At 46.6% G+C, this 15,027-nt stretch carries 12 protein-coding genes and 2 pseudogenes; 12 read left to right on the forward strand and 2 right to left on the reverse strand.

What is annotated here, in order from left to right; translation table 11 throughout:
- The first annotated feature begins 503 nt into the window (after window positions 1-503).
- The 7 genes and pseudogenes from JCM12259_RS15170 to JCM12259_RS10820 all read left to right on the forward strand — a co-directional run bounded on the left by JCM12259_RS15170 (window position 504) and on the right by JCM12259_RS10820 (window position 6,247).
- A pseudogene (locus JCM12259_RS15170) lies at window positions 504-1,368 on the forward strand (MotA/TolQ/ExbB proton channel family protein).
- Entirely contained in the window at window positions 1,365-1,874 is a 510-nt protein-coding gene (locus JCM12259_RS10800) for a hypothetical protein (protein WP_025066469.1), read from the forward strand. Before JCM12259_RS15170 ends, JCM12259_RS10800 begins: the two are co-directional and overlap by 4 nt.
- A 59-nt stretch (window positions 1,875-1,933) precedes the next feature.
- Window positions 1,934-2,404 carry an ExbD/TolR family protein gene (locus JCM12259_RS15175; RefSeq protein WP_309546422.1) on the forward strand — a complete coding sequence of 157 codons (471 nt, stop codon included), beginning with the start codon at window positions 1,934-1,936 and terminating at the stop codon, window positions 2,402-2,404.
- On the forward strand, window positions 2,401-2,862 hold the full coding sequence (locus tag JCM12259_RS10810; protein ID WP_025066470.1) for an ExbD/TolR family protein: 462 nt from the start codon (window positions 2,401-2,403) through the stop codon (window positions 2,860-2,862). Before JCM12259_RS15175 ends, JCM12259_RS10810 begins: the two co-directional genes overlap by 4 nt.
- 98 nt (window positions 2,863-2,960) lie before the next feature.
- The gene (locus JCM12259_RS10815) at window positions 2,961-3,452 is read left to right on the forward strand and encodes an Lrp/AsnC family transcriptional regulator (RefSeq protein WP_025066471.1); all 492 of its coding nucleotides are present in this window, start codon (window positions 2,961-2,963) and stop codon (window positions 3,450-3,452) included.
- A 257-nt stretch (window positions 3,453-3,709) separates the two neighbouring features.
- A complete protein-coding gene (locus JCM12259_RS16580) occupies window positions 3,710-3,976 on the forward strand; it encodes a hypothetical protein (protein ID WP_148299619.1) in 267 nt (88 codons plus the stop codon).
- 66 nt (window positions 3,977-4,042) lie between these two features.
- Complete coding sequence (locus tag JCM12259_RS10820; protein WP_025066472.1) at window positions 4,043-6,247, forward strand: S9 family peptidase; 2,205 nt, start codon at window positions 4,043-4,045, stop codon at window positions 6,245-6,247.
- Window positions 6,248-6,549: 302 nt separating this feature from the next.
- Here the strand turns inward: JCM12259_RS10820 and rlmD are convergent, their stop codons facing one another.
- A complete protein-coding gene (rlmD, locus tag JCM12259_RS10825) occupies window positions 6,550-7,974 on the reverse strand; it encodes a 23S rRNA (uracil(1939)-C(5))-methyltransferase RlmD (RefSeq protein ID WP_025066473.1) in 1,425 nt (474 codons plus the stop codon).
- Between the two features lie 72 nt (window positions 7,975-8,046).
- Between rlmD and JCM12259_RS10830 the strand changes: the two genes are divergently transcribed.
- Together JCM12259_RS10830 and JCM12259_RS10835 are read left to right on the forward strand one after the other, a co-directional pair.
- The gene (locus tag JCM12259_RS10830) at window positions 8,047-9,318 is read left to right on the forward strand and encodes a DUF3078 domain-containing protein (RefSeq protein WP_051559342.1); all 1,272 of its coding nucleotides are present in this window, start codon (window positions 8,047-8,049) and stop codon (window positions 9,316-9,318) included.
- Between the two features lie 225 nt (window positions 9,319-9,543).
- On the forward strand, window positions 9,544-10,347 hold the full coding sequence (locus tag JCM12259_RS10835; RefSeq protein WP_025066475.1) for a gliding motility protein GldB-related protein: 804 nt from the start codon (window positions 9,544-9,546) through the stop codon (window positions 10,345-10,347).
- Window positions 10,348-10,352: 5 nt separating this feature from the next.
- Here JCM12259_RS10835 and mnmL read toward each other — a convergent pair whose 3' ends face one another.
- Window positions 10,353-11,273 carry a tRNA modification radical SAM protein MnmL/YtqA gene (mnmL, locus tag JCM12259_RS10840; RefSeq protein WP_025066476.1) on the reverse strand — a complete coding sequence of 307 codons (921 nt, stop codon included), beginning with the start codon at window positions 11,271-11,273 and terminating at the stop codon, window positions 10,353-10,355.
- 330 nt (window positions 11,274-11,603) lie between these two features.
- Here mnmL and JCM12259_RS10845 point away from each other — a divergent pair, with 330 nt between their 5' ends.
- The 3 genes and pseudogenes from JCM12259_RS10845 (at window position 11,604) to tilS (ending at window position 14,814) form a co-directional block, all read left to right on the forward strand.
- Window positions 11,604-12,221 carry a 3'-5' exonuclease gene (locus tag JCM12259_RS10845; RefSeq protein ID WP_025066477.1) on the forward strand — a complete coding sequence of 206 codons (618 nt, stop codon included), beginning with the start codon at window positions 11,604-11,606 and terminating at the stop codon, window positions 12,219-12,221.
- A gap of 53 nt (window positions 12,222-12,274) precedes the next feature.
- A pseudogene (locus tag JCM12259_RS15180) lies at window positions 12,275-13,459 on the forward strand (class I SAM-dependent rRNA methyltransferase).
- A 62-nt stretch (window positions 13,460-13,521) separates the two neighbouring features.
- On the forward strand, window positions 13,522-14,814 hold the full coding sequence (gene tilS, locus JCM12259_RS15185) for a tRNA lysidine(34) synthetase TilS (RefSeq protein ID WP_051559343.1): 1,293 nt from the start codon (window positions 13,522-13,524) through the stop codon (window positions 14,812-14,814).
- The last annotated feature ends 213 nt before the right edge of the window (window positions 14,815-15,027 follow it).

A 15,027-nucleotide genomic window follows, 5' to 3' on the forward strand; every position in this document is an offset into this window, starting at 1 on the left:
CAAAAAGTGGTTGCCGGAGTTTAAGGAAGATCGGGCGGAAATCCAACGTCGGCGTATCATCGGACGTGTAGTCGAGCGGCGTCCGTATAGCATTCTCTGGCAATATTACGTTCGGGGACGTCATCGATTCAGCGAGTTGGTCTGACGAATATTTCTTTCCCATTTCCTTGTTTATGTTTTTTCGCATGGTGTTTAACGGCTTTTTGGCGTGCAACTAACCATTAGTTGCACGACAATTAACGATTAGTTGTCAAGATATTTGTATATTGTTAGAAATCTGACCAATACAAATTAAAATATCGATCATTTCTCACTGCAAATCAAGAATATTGTGATCAAGTGTTGAAAAATTCTTTCCGGACAATCACTTTTGCCTCACTCCTCCTTTTAAAGATATTTATAGCACGTTTACTTGGCTGTTTTTACTAAAATATGTAACTTTGGCGCACTTTATCAAGAGGGGCAAACGCCCTAAAAGAATAGATCAAAACGACATGAAGAAAATGAAGAATCTGATTACGAGATTTGCCATATCATCCTTTCTCTTACTCTGTTTTTCAACGACGATTACGGCCCAAAAACAGGGCGATGGGACACCATCGACACAACAGCAAACGCAGCATGCAAGACCAAAAGTCGTTACCGACTCGACCCATGCAACCCAACAGGCTGATAGTTTGCTGGAAGACATGGCTGTGTCAGCACCAGACATGGATATAGAACCAGCTGAGAGCGCCGGATTTCATCAGGCTTTAAAAACTAAATTCATTGAAGGAAATGCCGGATTTATGTCACTTGTGGCCTTGGCTTTGGTAATTGGATTGGCGTTTTGCATCGAGCGAATCATCTATCTCAGTCTGTCGGAAATCAATGCCAAGCAGTTTATGCGCGATCTCGAAGCTAAAATCAGCACCGGCGACATCGAGGCAGCCAAAGATCAATGCCGAGAAACGCGTGTCCAGTGGCTTCCATCTGTTACCAAGGACTTGTGCGTATCGATGAGTCGATAGATAACATCGAGCGTTCGGTGGCGTCTTATGGCTCGGTGCAGGCTGCCAACTTGGAGAAAGGATGCTCATGGATCACGCTTTTCATTGCAATGGCTCCTTCATTGGGATTCCTCGGCACCGTGATCGGTATGGTAATGGCTTTTGATCAGATCCAATCGGCCGGCGACATCAGCCCAACGATCGTGGCATCGGGTATGAAAGTGGCGCTAATTACGACCATTTTCGGTATCATCGTAGCCTGATTTTACAGTTATTCTATAACTATATCCTCTCTAAAATCGAGCATCTCACGGCACAGATGGAAGAGTCTGCCATCGCATTACTCGACTCTGTGATGAAATATCAATTAAAGAAATGAAACCGAACAGCATCCGTCAATGGCCTGCCGAACGTCTGTCACAGCGCGTGCTCTATGTGTTGATCGGACTGGTGACAGTGATTTTCGCGCTGTTTTACTTGTGGGGCTATGACCGTCCATACACAATCAATCCTAACTTCAATGCACCACTGTTCACAAATGCTGTGATCGGACTGATGACAGTGCTCGTTTTAGGAGCTATCGGACTAACTTTTTGGACAGTTTGGACCGGACTTCGCAAGCGGGGAAAGACAGGGCGACTTGACAATAATATCCCTGTTAAACAGATCTCTTATGCTATCGCTATCGGCACTGTGGTGTTATCGCTGCTCACTTTCGGCTTTGGTTCTTCGTCGGAAATGATGATCAATGGTCGGAAATATGCCGACACGCTGTGGTTGAAAGCTGCCGATATGTTTATTTACACGGCTTTATTGCTGCTGATTGCAGCCATCGGGGCCGTTGTTTACGGTGCAACACGCTATTACAGAAAGGAGAAACGATAGCTAATGTTTCGTCATCAATTGCGCCAAGTGCCCGGCTCAACACCACATCAACAGCAGATATCTCGTTCATGTTGCTGATTTTCTTTCTCGTTACCACTTCAATGGATGTAGATAAAGGGTTATCGCGCAGGCTTCCACCACCCAACCAACGCCCACAAACAGAAGAAACAAATGTCGACAAACGCCATTTGATGACGCTGGAAATCACAGCCAACAATCGATTGCTCATTAACCGACATCCCGCTCAGATAACAGAAATCCGGCAAATGGCACTGCATTTCATTCAAAGTCAGGGTCGAAAGCATCTTTTTTCGATCTCAGCCGATCCCAACTCTGGGTATGACATTTACTTTCAGATGCAAAACGAATTGGCTGCTGCATATCACATGGCACGCAACGAATATGCTTTGCGTCGGTTCGGACGCCGTTACAGCCTTTGTTCCCACCAACAACGCGAAACAATCAAAGCGCTTTGCCCACAGCGAATAGCCGAAAATTATGATACGGGAAAGGAAGGAGGAGACCAATGAGTATGTTTCGTCGTCGTACACACAGCGTACCCGGACTCAACACATCGTCGCTTCCGGATCTCATTTTCACCGTTCTCTTCTTCTTTATGATCGTTACCCACATGCGAAAAACGGTCTTAAAGGTTCATATTCAAGTGCCACAGGGCACCGAATTAACCCGTTTAACCAAGAAATCAGCAGTCTCTTACATCTACATCGGAACACCTTCGCAAGACATGCAAACCATTGCCGGCACGAGCACTCGCATTCAATTGAACGACAAATTTGCGTCGCCCGCTGATATCATTGATTATATCGAGGCTGAACAAAACCGTATGTCACCCGAAGATCGACAGCAAATGACAGTCTCGATCAAAGCCGACAAACATACAAAAATGGGTGTTATGACCGATGTCAAACAAGCATTGAGACAAGCTAAGGCCTTACGTGTAAGTTATTCGGCCGTTTCACGAAAATAAAAAGATGGGCTATTCCTTGCTCATTGTGTCACAAATTTCGGCTAATTTGTTGCAAATATCATCGCTTTGTTTTACCTTTGCAAGCAAATTAACATCAAATGGGACATCACAATTTAGACTTATTGGACAAAAAAATCCTTACACTTATCGGAGAAGATGCACGTACTCCGTTTTTGGAAGTGGCTCGTGCATGTAACGTAAGTGGCGCAGCCATTCATCAGCGTATTCAAAAACTCTTCAATTCCGGCATCTTAAAAGGATCGCAGTTTATTCTCAATCCAGAGAAAGTGGGCTATGAAACATGTGCGTTTGTGGGTCTTCACCTAAAAGATCCGAATGAATTTGACTACGTAGCCGATGAATTACGCAAGATTCCTGAGGTCGTTGAGTGTTATTGTACGACAGGAGACTACGATCTGTTCATCAAGATTTACGCTTTCAACAACCATCATTTGGCAGACATCATTCATGACAAGCTGCAACCTTTGGGCCTTTCGGGTAGCGAAACCATCATTTCGTTCAACACAATGATCAATCGCCAGCTGCCTATCGCAGATATTCCCGTGCGGTCGGAAATAAGAGAAAGCTAAATCAACGTGGCTTTTATTGATTCCGAAATGAAATATTGTCAAGCTCAATCAGCTTGGCAATATTTTTTTGTTCGTTTATAAACCGACATATCATTGTGTGCTCTTTCACAATCAAGCAGATGTAAACAGCATAGCCATTAACGCTTAATGGCACGACGAAAAAGCGTTAATGGCAAAGCAACTAATCCTTGAAAAACGCAGAAATATCGAAGTTGACGCAAATTGATTGATAATGAGAAGAAAACAAAACGATTCGTATGACAACATACAGACACGGTGCATGCTCATCAAAAGGCTGGAACAGTGTTTCCGCCCGGGCGGAAACTTTCCCCGACGAAAAAACAACTTTTCCGCCTGGGCGGAAGAGCAGAAAATTGAAAAAACAGCGTTTCCGCCGCGGCGGAAACCTTCCCCGACGAAAAAATAGCTTTTCCGCCCGGGGAAATTTAGCAAAATGGCTCTCGGCAACTTTTCCGCCCGGGCGAAAGCTCATTTTTATTAATATCCCGAATATTAATCTTTAAAACTTCCTTTGATTATTCGCACGATTTTACTTAACTTTGCGAGCAAAATTGTAACTCAATCTACGAATGAAGAAAATTATCACAGTATGTGCAGCTTTGTTGCTGGCTTATTCCAATGCTATGGCAGGTGAAAAACTCAAATTGAAGGCGATAACCGGCGGCTTGTTTTCGGCCGATTACATCAGTGGTATCAATCCGTTGGATGGCGACGATCAGTATGCCCGCATCAGCTCGGACGGTAAACAGATTGTGCAATACTCCTTTAAAACGGGTAAACAGACCGGTGTTTTATTCGATGTGAATAGCACGATGGGCGAAAAGATCAAGGGGTTTGACGGTTATCGTATGTCGCCCGACAGCAAGCGCATTCTCATTCAGACGCAGACACAACACATATATCGGCGTTCTTTCAAGGCTGTTTTTTATATTTATACAATTGCCAGCCGTAAGCTGGAAAGACTTTCGGACGGTGGACCGCAACAGATTCCCACTTGGTCGCCCGACGGACAGCAAATTGCTTTTGTGCGCGACAATAATATTTATCTTGTCAAACTGCTGTATGACAATGCTGAAAGTCAGGTGACGAAAGACGGGAAATTCAATGCTGTGATCAACGGAATCCCTGATTGGGTCTATGAAGAGGAATTCGGATTCAATAGCGCTCTCACGTTCACAGCCGATGGCGAGATGATTTGTTGGATTCGTTACGATGAATCGAAAGTCAAAACCTATGCTTTGGAAATGTTCAAAGGTTTGAATCCCGCTCACAAACCATACTCCACTTACCCCGGTACTTATGCTTACAAATACCCAAAGGCCGGTGAAGATAATTCGAAACCTTCGGTCTGGAGTTATGATATCAAGTCGCATCAAACACGACAATTGCAGATTCCCGTAGATGCCGACGGCTATATCATGCGTATCAAGGCCACGGATGATCCCAAACGTGTGATTGTCTATGCGATGAATCGCCACCAAGACGCCCTTCATCTCTATGCAGTCAATCCACGGAGCACGGTGGCACAACTGCTGATCAAGGAGAGTGTGCCCCGATATGTCAAAGAGGAGGTTGTTGAAGGGGCAATCATCGGTAAGAACAATATTGTGCTGCCAAGCGACCGTGATGGTTACATGCACCTTTATATATATAACATGAATGGGCAGATGATACGTAAGATCGGCGGTGGGAACTATGACATTACGCGTGTTTATGGCATGGATGAGAAATCGGGTGATGTTTATTATCAGGCAGCTGCGATCAATCCGCACGATCGTCAAGTGTTGGTGGCGCATCGAAACGGAAAGATTGAGCGGCTGACCAGTCGTGAAGGTGTGAACAATGCCATTTTCTCTACCGACTATCAATATTTTATCAATATTTGGAGTGACTATAACACGCCTTATGTTTTTACCATTTGCAACAACAAGGGGAAGACACTCGAAACATTGATCGATAACAAAGAATTGCGGAATAAATTGGCTGCGTATGATTTGGGCCAACGTGAACCATTCTCGTTCACCACGTCCGAAGGCGTGAAACTGGACGGATGGATGGTGAAACCCACAGACTTCAACACTGCTAAGAAATATCCCGTGATTCTCTATCAATATAGTGGCCCCGGCAGTCAGCAAGTGTTGAATGCTTGGAGTTCGGGTTCGATGGGCGGCGGCGGTAGCTTCGACCATTACTTAGCACAGCAGGGATTCATCGTCGTGTGCGTAGATGGTCGCGGGACAGGTGGTCGGGGTGCCGATTTCGAGAAATGCACTTATCTAAAATTGGGAGTATTAGAGTCGCGAGACCAAGTGGAAACCGCTCAATACATGGCTTCTCTGCCCTATGTAGACAAGTCGCGTATCGGTATTTGGGGATGGAGTTTCGGCGGTTTCAACACATTGATGAGCATCAGCGAAGGACGAGGCATTTTCAAAGCCGGTGTTGCTGTGGCTCCACCCACAGATTGGCGCTATTACGACACCATCTACACCGAACGCTATATGCGCACGCCCAAAGAGAATCCCGACGGTTATGGCGATAATCCCATTACGCGGGCTGCTAAAATGAATGCGGCGCTGCTCATCTGTCATGGCACCGCCGACGACAATGTTCACCCGCAAAACACCTTTGAGTATGCCGAAGCACTGGTGCAAGCCGACAAGGACTTCAAGGAGATTTATTACACAAATAGAAACCACGGCATCAGTGGCGGCAACACCCGTAACCATTTGTCTCGTCAAATCTCCAATTTCTTCATTGAACAACTGAAATAGAATGAGGAATTATTACACCATGCGCGATGAGAGACCTCCATTCTCTTATGCTTTATAGGTTAATATTCGGAACGCCCGTTTGATCGGGCTCATCTTGCGAAAGAGTTGTCTTCGCATACCAACGGAGGCTCCATTGGTTCTCAATTAGGCCTTTGTTAGCTCTCAAAAGAGGCTCTGTTGACATGCGATTTGAATATTGCTGATTATTTGTATTTTATGAATTGAATCATGAAAAGGCGAGTTACGTTTATATCGCGTAACTCGCCTTGCTTATATCTATTACTTTCTCTGGGTGCGGAATTTTATGAACGACGCTTCTCCAAAAGCACCACGTTTTCTACATGAGGAGTGTGAGGAAACATATCAACAGGTTGTACGGCGGTCACGCGATAAGCAGAATCGAGAAGCGAGAGGTCGCGAGCCTGTGTGGCTGGATTACAACTCACATAGACGATACGGTCTGGAGCTGCAGCAAGGATAGTTTTGACAACATCGGGATGCATTCCGGCACGCGGTGGATCGGTGATAATGACGTCGGGATGACCATTGGAAGCGACAAAATCGGCCGTAAGAATATCCTTCATATCGCCTGCATAAAAACACGTGTTGGAGATACTGTTGATCTCGCTATTCACTTCGGCGTCACGAATAGCTTCTGGAACATATTCGATGCCGATCACTCGACGGGCATTGCGGGCAATGAAATTGGCGATGGTGCCAGTGCCGGTGTAGAGATCATAGACTGTTTCATGCCCTGTGAGCTGAGCAAATTCGCGAGCCACGGAGTAGAGATGAAAGGCTTGTTCGGTGTTGGTCTGATAGAAACTCTTAGGACTCACCTTAAAACGAAGGCCTTCCATGGTTTCGAAGATATGATCATTACCGCGAAAGACATGCACAGGCAGATCGTTAAATGTGTCGTTGCATTTCTGATTATTCACATAGAGCAACGACGATATTTGCGGAAAAGCATCGGCCACCGACTGCAAAAGTTGTCGGGAACGTTCCTCATCGCCCGACTGTTCATAATGAAACTGAATGAGAACCATCCACTCGCCCGTGTTGCTGTTGCGTATCACGATGTCGCGGAGCAGACCTTTCTGTTCGCGCAAATCGAAGAACGACATACCACTCTCCTGCGCAAAGTCGCGGATATGATTGCGAATCTGATTGTGCAGATCGTCCATCAGCCAACATTTATCTATGGGCAGAATCTTATCAAAAGCCCCCGTGATATGGAAACCGATGGCATTCATATTGTCGAAAGTTGTGCCCGAAGCCACTTGCTCACGCGTTAGCCAACGCCTATTGGAGCATCCGAATTCCAATTTGTTGCGATATTCTCGGATCTTAACCGATCCAATAATGGGTCGAAACTCGGGAAGCTCCACCTTTCCGATACGTGTCAGTTGGTCGTACACTTGTTTTTGTTTGGCCTTCAATTGTGCTTCGTAGGGCAGATGCTGCCATTTGCATCCGCCGCAAACGCCGAAATGCTCGCACATCGGAGCCTGACGGATGTTGCTCTGCTTGATAAAGCGCACCACTTCGGCCTCGCAATAATGATGCTTCTTACGACGCACTTGCAGGTCGACAATGTCTCCCGGCGCTGCAAACGGCACAAAGATCACCATGTCGTCGACACGAGCGAGGGCCTTTCCTTCGGCCGCCACATCCATAATCATAATATTTTCGAGGAGAGGTAAGGGCTTCTTCTTTCTTGTCATAATGCTTTTAAATTTGGCTGCAAAGGTAATCATTTCCAAAAAATATCCATACCTTTGCATCGCTGAAAACGTATGAATATAATGAGGATTAAATATTTATTGGTCTTTTCTTTCGCTCTCGCGACCCTTTCTGCAACTGCACAATTGCGAATATCCAAGCCCCTTTCATCGGATTTCGTCAAACGTTATGTCGATTCGCTTGCTATGTCCAAACATCAGTTAGACAGTCAGTCGTTCAAAAGCTGTCCATCTGATCGGATGGCCTTGCTGTTTATGCCCGCAACGTTTTATCATTCTCCTGCGGCTCGACTCCTACGCTATTCGAATGAACCACAAAATGCTTACGACGAAGAGATCGACAGAGCTTTGATGAATATGTATCTCAATCGCCCTGATCTGATCACGATCGATGAGAGAACGCTGACCCAGATCGGTCCGGCCATTACGCCCGAGAAAACTACACTCAAACCCGCAACCGACATTATCGACAAAGTGGCGCCGACACCGGCCGAACCTTTGATCTCGCCGGTGGATGTCGTAGTTAAGAAACCCAATTTCTGGACCTTTGGAGGTGATTATTACCTGCAATTCCTGCAAAACTATATTTCCAGCAACTGGTATAAAGGCGGCGAAAGCAATTATTCGATGGTGGGGAGCGTCACCATCCAAGCCAACTATAACAATAAGCAAAAAGTGAAATGGGATAACAAACTGGAATTGAAGTTGGGCTACCAAACTACGAGAGGTGACACCATCCATCGGTATAAATCCTCAGAAGACCTGATCAGATACACCGGCAAACTCGGACTGCAAGCCACCAAACGATGGTATTACACCTTGCAGCTGATCGCAAACACGCAGTTCACCCACGGATTCAAAAACAACGACCCGCGGATTTACTCAGGATTCATGTCGCCGTTTAATCTGAATATGTCGCTCGGTATGGATTACAATGTAGATTGGTTTAAGAGTCGGCTCAAAGGAACCATGCATATCGCTCCCTTGGCAGGCAATTTCCGCTATGTGCGGCTGCTCGACCTGTCGCAGCGTTACGGCCTCGACGAAGGCAAACACACACTGGTGGATTACGGTTCCGAATTCACCGTAGACCTGAACTGGAAACTTTCAGAGATGATTAAATGGCGAATGCGCATCTATGGCTACACCACCTATCGCCGCGCCGAACTGGAATGGGAAAACACCATAGCCTTTCAGTTCAACAAATACTTCAGCACCAATCTCTTCATCTATCCGCGGTTCGACGACGGAACGACTCCAGACCATCATCACGGCTATTGGCAGTTGAAGGAATATGCATCAATCGGCTTCGCTTACTCCTTTTAAAAGGCAGAGTGAATGACGAATGTTGGAATGTTGATTTATTTGCGCTTGCGCGCAAACGCAAATATGCGCAGATTCCAAGCAAGCGGATGTTAATACTTAATTATACTTAACAAGACGGCGTTTAATACTTAAAATTACGATTTTTATTTATCTTTTTTAGCTTAAAGCTTGCATTTGGAAGTGTTTTTTAGTATTTTTGCGGCTGAAAAAAGGATTCAAGTAGGGTTGAAGAAGATTTATTACATATTGATAGCAACGATGATTCTCTGTGCAGCTTGTGAATTTAGGCTCAAGCCCAACGAGTGGAGCGATCGTGATGCGCGCATCGAAGTGCGCCGATATGATCGTTTGGAGATTCGTTATCTTACCACGGGCGACTATTCGGCGTTGCAGGAAATGAATATGGAATATCCCATCGAAACCCGCACATTGATAGAGAAAGTCTTGCAGTTGGGCAGTGTGGATGATCCCGAAATCAACGGTCGATTTCTCAGATATTATCAAGATTCCACCTTACAGACCATCGTTGCAGATGTGCAAATGGAGTTTGCAAAGATGGAGGATGTGAATAGCGAACTTGCCGAGTCATTCGGTCGGTTGAAAAAATGGCTTCCGAAGATAAATATGCCAACCTTTTATGCGCAGATCGGGGCGCTGGATCAGAGTGTCATCGTGGGTAACGGCGTGATCGGGATATGTTTGGATAAGTATTTGGGTGTGAATTATCCGATTTATAAAAAGTATTATTCGCGTGGTCAACGTTTGTCGATGGACCGGCAGTTTATCGTGCCCGATTGTCTGATTTTTTATTTGCTGAGTCTGTATCCGATGCCCAATTATGATGCGCGAACGCAAATCGAAAAGGATTTACACATGGCTAAGGTGATGTGGGTGGCTAATAAAACATTGGGAAAATCGTTTTTTGAAACTCGTTATGTCGCAATGGTCGAGGCGTATATGAATAAACAAAAAAATTGCAACATCGAAGCGCTGTTGCAATTGGATGATTATTCTGCGATGGCAAAGTGAGACGCTTATGGCTGTGAATGATGATTCATTCCCTGATAAGCGCCGATTTCTTTCATCCGATTAACCAATCGGTTGGTAAACTCATAATTTTTCAGTCCCCAACGAGGGGCAATCAGCAGCTCGGCAGGCGACTGACTGACAAACCGTTCGAGCACAAGATCCTTACGGAGTCGGGTGATATAGCCGATGATCAGCTCGATATATTCGTTTACATCATACACATGGAAAGGTTTGTGAGCATATTCTCGTGCCAAAGTTGTGCCTCGAATGATCTGCATTTGATGGATTTTCAGGATGTCGAGAGGCAATGATGAAATGATGGGAGCTTGTCGGATGCTCTCTTCGGCATCCTCTCCCGGAAGTCCCAAAATGACGTGTCCGCCCGTGAGAATACCCCTTTGATGAGTCATTTCGATGGCTTTTTGCGCGCATTCGAACGTGTGTCCGCGATTGATTCGGCGTAAAGTGACATTGTTGGCAGTTTCAATGCCGTATTCGATCAGCACGAATGTGCGTCGACTGAGCGTTTCTAAATAGTCAAGAAGAGGAGTGCTGATGCAGTCGGGACGCGTTCCGATGACGAGTCCCACGACACCTTCCGTGCGGAGCGCCTCTTCATACATCGCCGCAAGTACCGAAACAGGCGCATAAGTATTGGTGTAAGCCTGGAAATATGCCAAATAGCGCATCTCGGGATATTTGTGTGCAAAAAATGCTTTGCCCTCTTGCAGTTGTTCGCCAACGGTCTTCCGCCGATCGGTATACGCCGGATTGAAAGTTCGATTGTCGCAAAATGTGCAACCGCCAGTGCCTATTCGTCCGTCTCGATTAGGACAAGTGAAGCCCGCATCAATAGCAATCTTCTGCACCCGAAAGGGGAATTGCCCCCTGATCCATGTCCCGAAATCGTTATAAAGTTGTGTCATCGTTGTGTCCAAAGCCCATTCATCTCGCTCTTGATTTGCAAAAGTAATGCTTTTTCCTCAATAATGATTGGTGTAAAAGAGGCGTAACCTAAAATGAATTAACTTTGTATTGCAGACGCCACGTTCTTATCTCGAACAGGCAGAATAAAATGGATTTTGGATCTTACTCCATTGCAAGGTTGCACGAACAATGCTGTTGGGCGCTACACCCATGACTTTCAGATGGATTTAAAGATGGATTTAAAGCCCTCCCAATTTCTTTTTTCTTTGTTTTCTCGATATAAATACTTATTTTTGCACCTCAAATTACATGACATCATCATATCGAAAATGAAGAAAATCATCTATGATAAATTTGATAAAAACGCCATAACGGCTTTGCCGAAGATCACTTTCCCGGGACGGATCATCACGATCATCAGTCCGGAAGAGACCGAGCGAGCTGTGGACTATTTGCTGGAGAGCGACATCCTCGGTGTGGACACCGAGACGCGACCGGCTTTTAAGAAAGGCGAACAACATAAGGTTGCTTTACTGCAAGTGTCTACACGGGATACATGTTTTCTTTTCCGACTGAATCACACGGGTATGACGCCTGCCATCTTGCGGCTCCTTGAAAATGAGAAAGTGCCGATGATCGGGCTTTCCTTACACGATGATATTCTGTCGCTGCACAAGAGCGCAGACTTCAAACCGGGACTTTTCATCGATTTGCAGAATGTTGTGGGCGAATTAGGCATCCAAGATCTGAGTTTGCAGAAGCTTTATGCCAATCTTTTCAGCCGTAAGATCAGCAAACGCCAGCGCCTGACGAATTGGGACGCGCCTGTGCTGACCGACAAACAAAAGGCTTATGCGGCTACGGATGCATGGACTTGCATCAATCTTTACGAAGAGATCGGTCGGCTGAAAGCCACGGGAGACTATGAGATCATTCATCATGCGTGATGGCGTGGTTTGTGATCGATCGATGAATGAAATACAAGAAAGAATCTCACATGATGAATTATAAGAATGTCTTTTTAAAGCGCGGCAAGGACGAGAGTCTCAAACGGTTTCATCCTTGGGTGTTTTCGGGTGCCATAGAGCGGATGGACGACGGCATGACCGAGGGAGAAACAGTGCGCGTGTGCACGTCGGATGGCGACTTTATTGCCGTGGGGCATTACCAAATCGGCTCTATTGCGATACGCGTCCTTTCTTTTCGCGATGTGACGATCGATGCTGATTTCTGGCAGAATAGACTCTTATCCGCCTTCCAAATGCGCATGACCATCGGCGTTGTTGGTGCTGACGGTGGAAACGATACCTTTCGATTGGTGCATGGCGAGGGCGATCTGCTGCCCGGATTGGTCATCGACTGTTATGGTCGCACGGCTGTGATGCAGGCCCATAGTGTGGGGATGCATCTTTGTCGGCAAGAAATCTGCGAGGCGCTGCTGGTGGTGATGGGCAAGCGAATCGATCATGTTTATTATAAAAGTGATACGACGCTTCCTTTCAAAGCCGAACTCGGTCAAGAGAATGGTTTTCTCGTGGGAGGTAGTCAAGAGAATACGGCCGTGGAAAACGGTCTGAAATTCCATATCGATTGGCTCAAAGGGCAAAAGACAGGATTCTTTATCGATCAGCGCGAAAACCGTGCACTCTTGGAGAGATATGCCGCGGACGACAAGTCCTAAACGTGTTCTGTTATACCGGAGGGTTCTCTGTCTATGCCATGCGAGGTGGGGCAAAGCTGGTTCATTCTGTGGACAGCAGTGCAAAAGCCATCGAACTGACGAATAAAAATGTGGAGATGAATTTCCCCGGTGATCAGCGGCACGAGGCTTTTTGTGAAGATGCATTCAAATTTTTGAATGCCGCCAACGGGAAATACGATCTATTGATCCTCGATCCGCCTGCTTTTGCCAAGCGACTGACGGCATTGCGTAATGCATTGAAGGGCTACACACGCCTGAATGCAAAAGGATTGGAACGCATCAAATCCGGAGGTCTTTTGTTCACATTCAGTTGCAGTCAGGTGGTGAGCAAAGATCATTTCCGCAATGCCGTGTTCACAGCCGCGGCGCAAGCCGGTCGCAAGGTGCGCATCCTGCACCAATTGCACCAGCCGGCAGATCATCATCAATATTTATCACCCCGAAGGCGAATATTTAAAGGGGCTCGTGCTTTATGTGGAATAAACAGATCAAAGAGTATTCATCATTTCACTTGAATAGCAGACAGCAAGGATGAATTGTGAAGTATGAATCGTGAATCATTCAAATATTTGGTGGCCTTATCCGGTGGAGCCGACAGCGTAGCTTTGCTTTGCGGGCTACATTCGTTGGGGTATCGGGTGGAGGCTGTGCATTGCAACTTTCATCTCCGTGGAGAAGAGTCCGACCGCGACGAACGCTTCTGTCAAGCACTGTGCAAAAAACTGAATGTGCCGTTCCACATCGCCCTTTTCGATACGCTCACTTATGCCCAACTGCACAAGATCAGCATTGAAATGGCTGCGCGTGAGCTTCGTTATCGCTATTTCGAACAGTTGCGTCAAGACATCGGGGCCGCTGCCGTTTGCGTGGCCCATCATCGTGACGACAATGCCGAAACCGTGTTGCTCAATCTCATCCGGGGAACTGGCATTAGCGGACTTGCAGGCATCGCGCCCCGACGAGACCACATCATTCGTCCGCTTTTGAACGTGAGCCGCACTGAAATACGCGCTTATCTCGCAGCCATCAGACAAGATTTCGTGACCGACAGCACTAATCTCGTCGATAATGCCGTGCGTAATAAAATCCGGCTCAACATCATTCCGCTGTTGGCCGAAATCAATCCGTCGGTCAGTGAGAGCATAGCCAAAACTGCCGAGCGCATGCGCGAAGCTGAAAAAATCATAGACCACTCCCTGACCGAAGTGGCGCAGCACATCTGCGAACCACGAGAACGAGGATTTGCCGTTTCCATCGCGAAATTACAAAACACGGTTTCACCTGAATACACGCTGTATCACCTACTCAACAACCACGGCTTTCGTCCCGCACAAATCGAACAAATAGCCAACAATCTCGATGCCGAAACGGGCAAGGAATGGCATTCCGAAACGCATGCAGCGTTGATTGATCGCGGCTTTTTACTGCTGGAACCCATCGCGCCAGCCCCAGCTCGCCCCATGACAATCCCCGAAGACGGCACCTACTGCTATGCCGATGAAATCCGGTTCCGATGCTCGTCGATGGCGATCAGCACCGATTTCCGCCCGAGCCGATCGCCCGACGAAGTGACTCTCGACGCGTCGCACATCCGCTTCCCGCTCATCATCCGACGCGTGAAGCCAGGCGATCGCCTGATCCCGTTCGGTATGCGCGGATCGAAGTTGGTCAGCGATTTTCTGACCGACAGCAAACTCTCTCTCTTTGAAAAGCGCCGCCAACTGGTCATCACCGATTCTTCCGACCAAATTTTATGGCTCGTGAGACTTCGTCCCGCCGAGCCCTACCGTGTCACAAGTGCCACAAAAAATGTTCTGATCATCAAGATCCTGGGTTAGCAGGCATCCCTTTCGCCCCCAAAAGCCAACAGAGTCTCCTTTCGCCTCCATCGAGAACTGTTAAAAAAAAGGGCAAAAAAGGCGGGAAATGAGGCCTTCCTAACCACTTGATAATAAACACCTTACAGAGACGTGAAAAATAGGTGCGCATCTCGTTCAAACTTTCTGCGCACCAAGTTTAAACTTTCTGCGCAGAAAGTTTGAACGACGACC

It is taken from the genome of Hoylesella enoeca JCM 12259 (genome assembly GCF_000613405.1).
GTDB lineage: Bacteria > Bacteroidota > Bacteroidia > Bacteroidales > Bacteroidaceae > Prevotella > Prevotella enoeca.

Bases quoted from the DNA above. Each gene is read 5' to 3' on its own strand.
- JCM12259_RS10810 (WP_025066470.1), top strand. From the start codon at position 2,401: ATGAGTATGTTTCGTCGTCGTACACACAGCGTACCCGGACTCAACACA.
- JCM12259_RS10800 (WP_025066469.1), top strand. From the start codon at position 1,365: ATGAAACCGAACAGCATCCGTCAATGGCCTGCCGAACGTCTGTCACAG.
- rlmD (WP_025066473.1), bottom strand. From the start codon at position 7,974: ATGACAAGAAAGAAGAAGCCCTTACCTCTCCTCGAAAATATTATGATT.
- JCM12259_RS10820 (WP_025066472.1), top strand. From the start codon at position 4,043: ATGAAGAAAATTATCACAGTATGTGCAGCTTTGTTGCTGGCTTATTCC.
- mnmL (WP_025066476.1), bottom strand. From the start codon at position 11,273: ATGACACAACTTTATAACGATTTCGGGACATGGATCAGGGGGCAATTC.
- tilS (WP_051559343.1), top strand. From the start codon at position 13,522: ATGAATCGTGAATCATTCAAATATTTGGTGGCCTTATCCGGTGGAGCC.
- JCM12259_RS10830 (WP_051559342.1), top strand. From the start codon at position 8,047: ATGAATATAATGAGGATTAAATATTTATTGGTCTTTTCTTTCGCTCTC.
- JCM12259_RS10845 (WP_025066477.1), top strand. From the start codon at position 11,604: ATGAAGAAAATCATCTATGATAAATTTGATAAAAACGCCATAACGGCT.
- JCM12259_RS16580 (WP_148299619.1), top strand. From the start codon at position 3,710: ATGACAACATACAGACACGGTGCATGCTCATCAAAAGGCTGGAACAGT.
- JCM12259_RS10815 (WP_025066471.1), top strand. From the start codon at position 2,961: ATGGGACATCACAATTTAGACTTATTGGACAAAAAAATCCTTACACTT.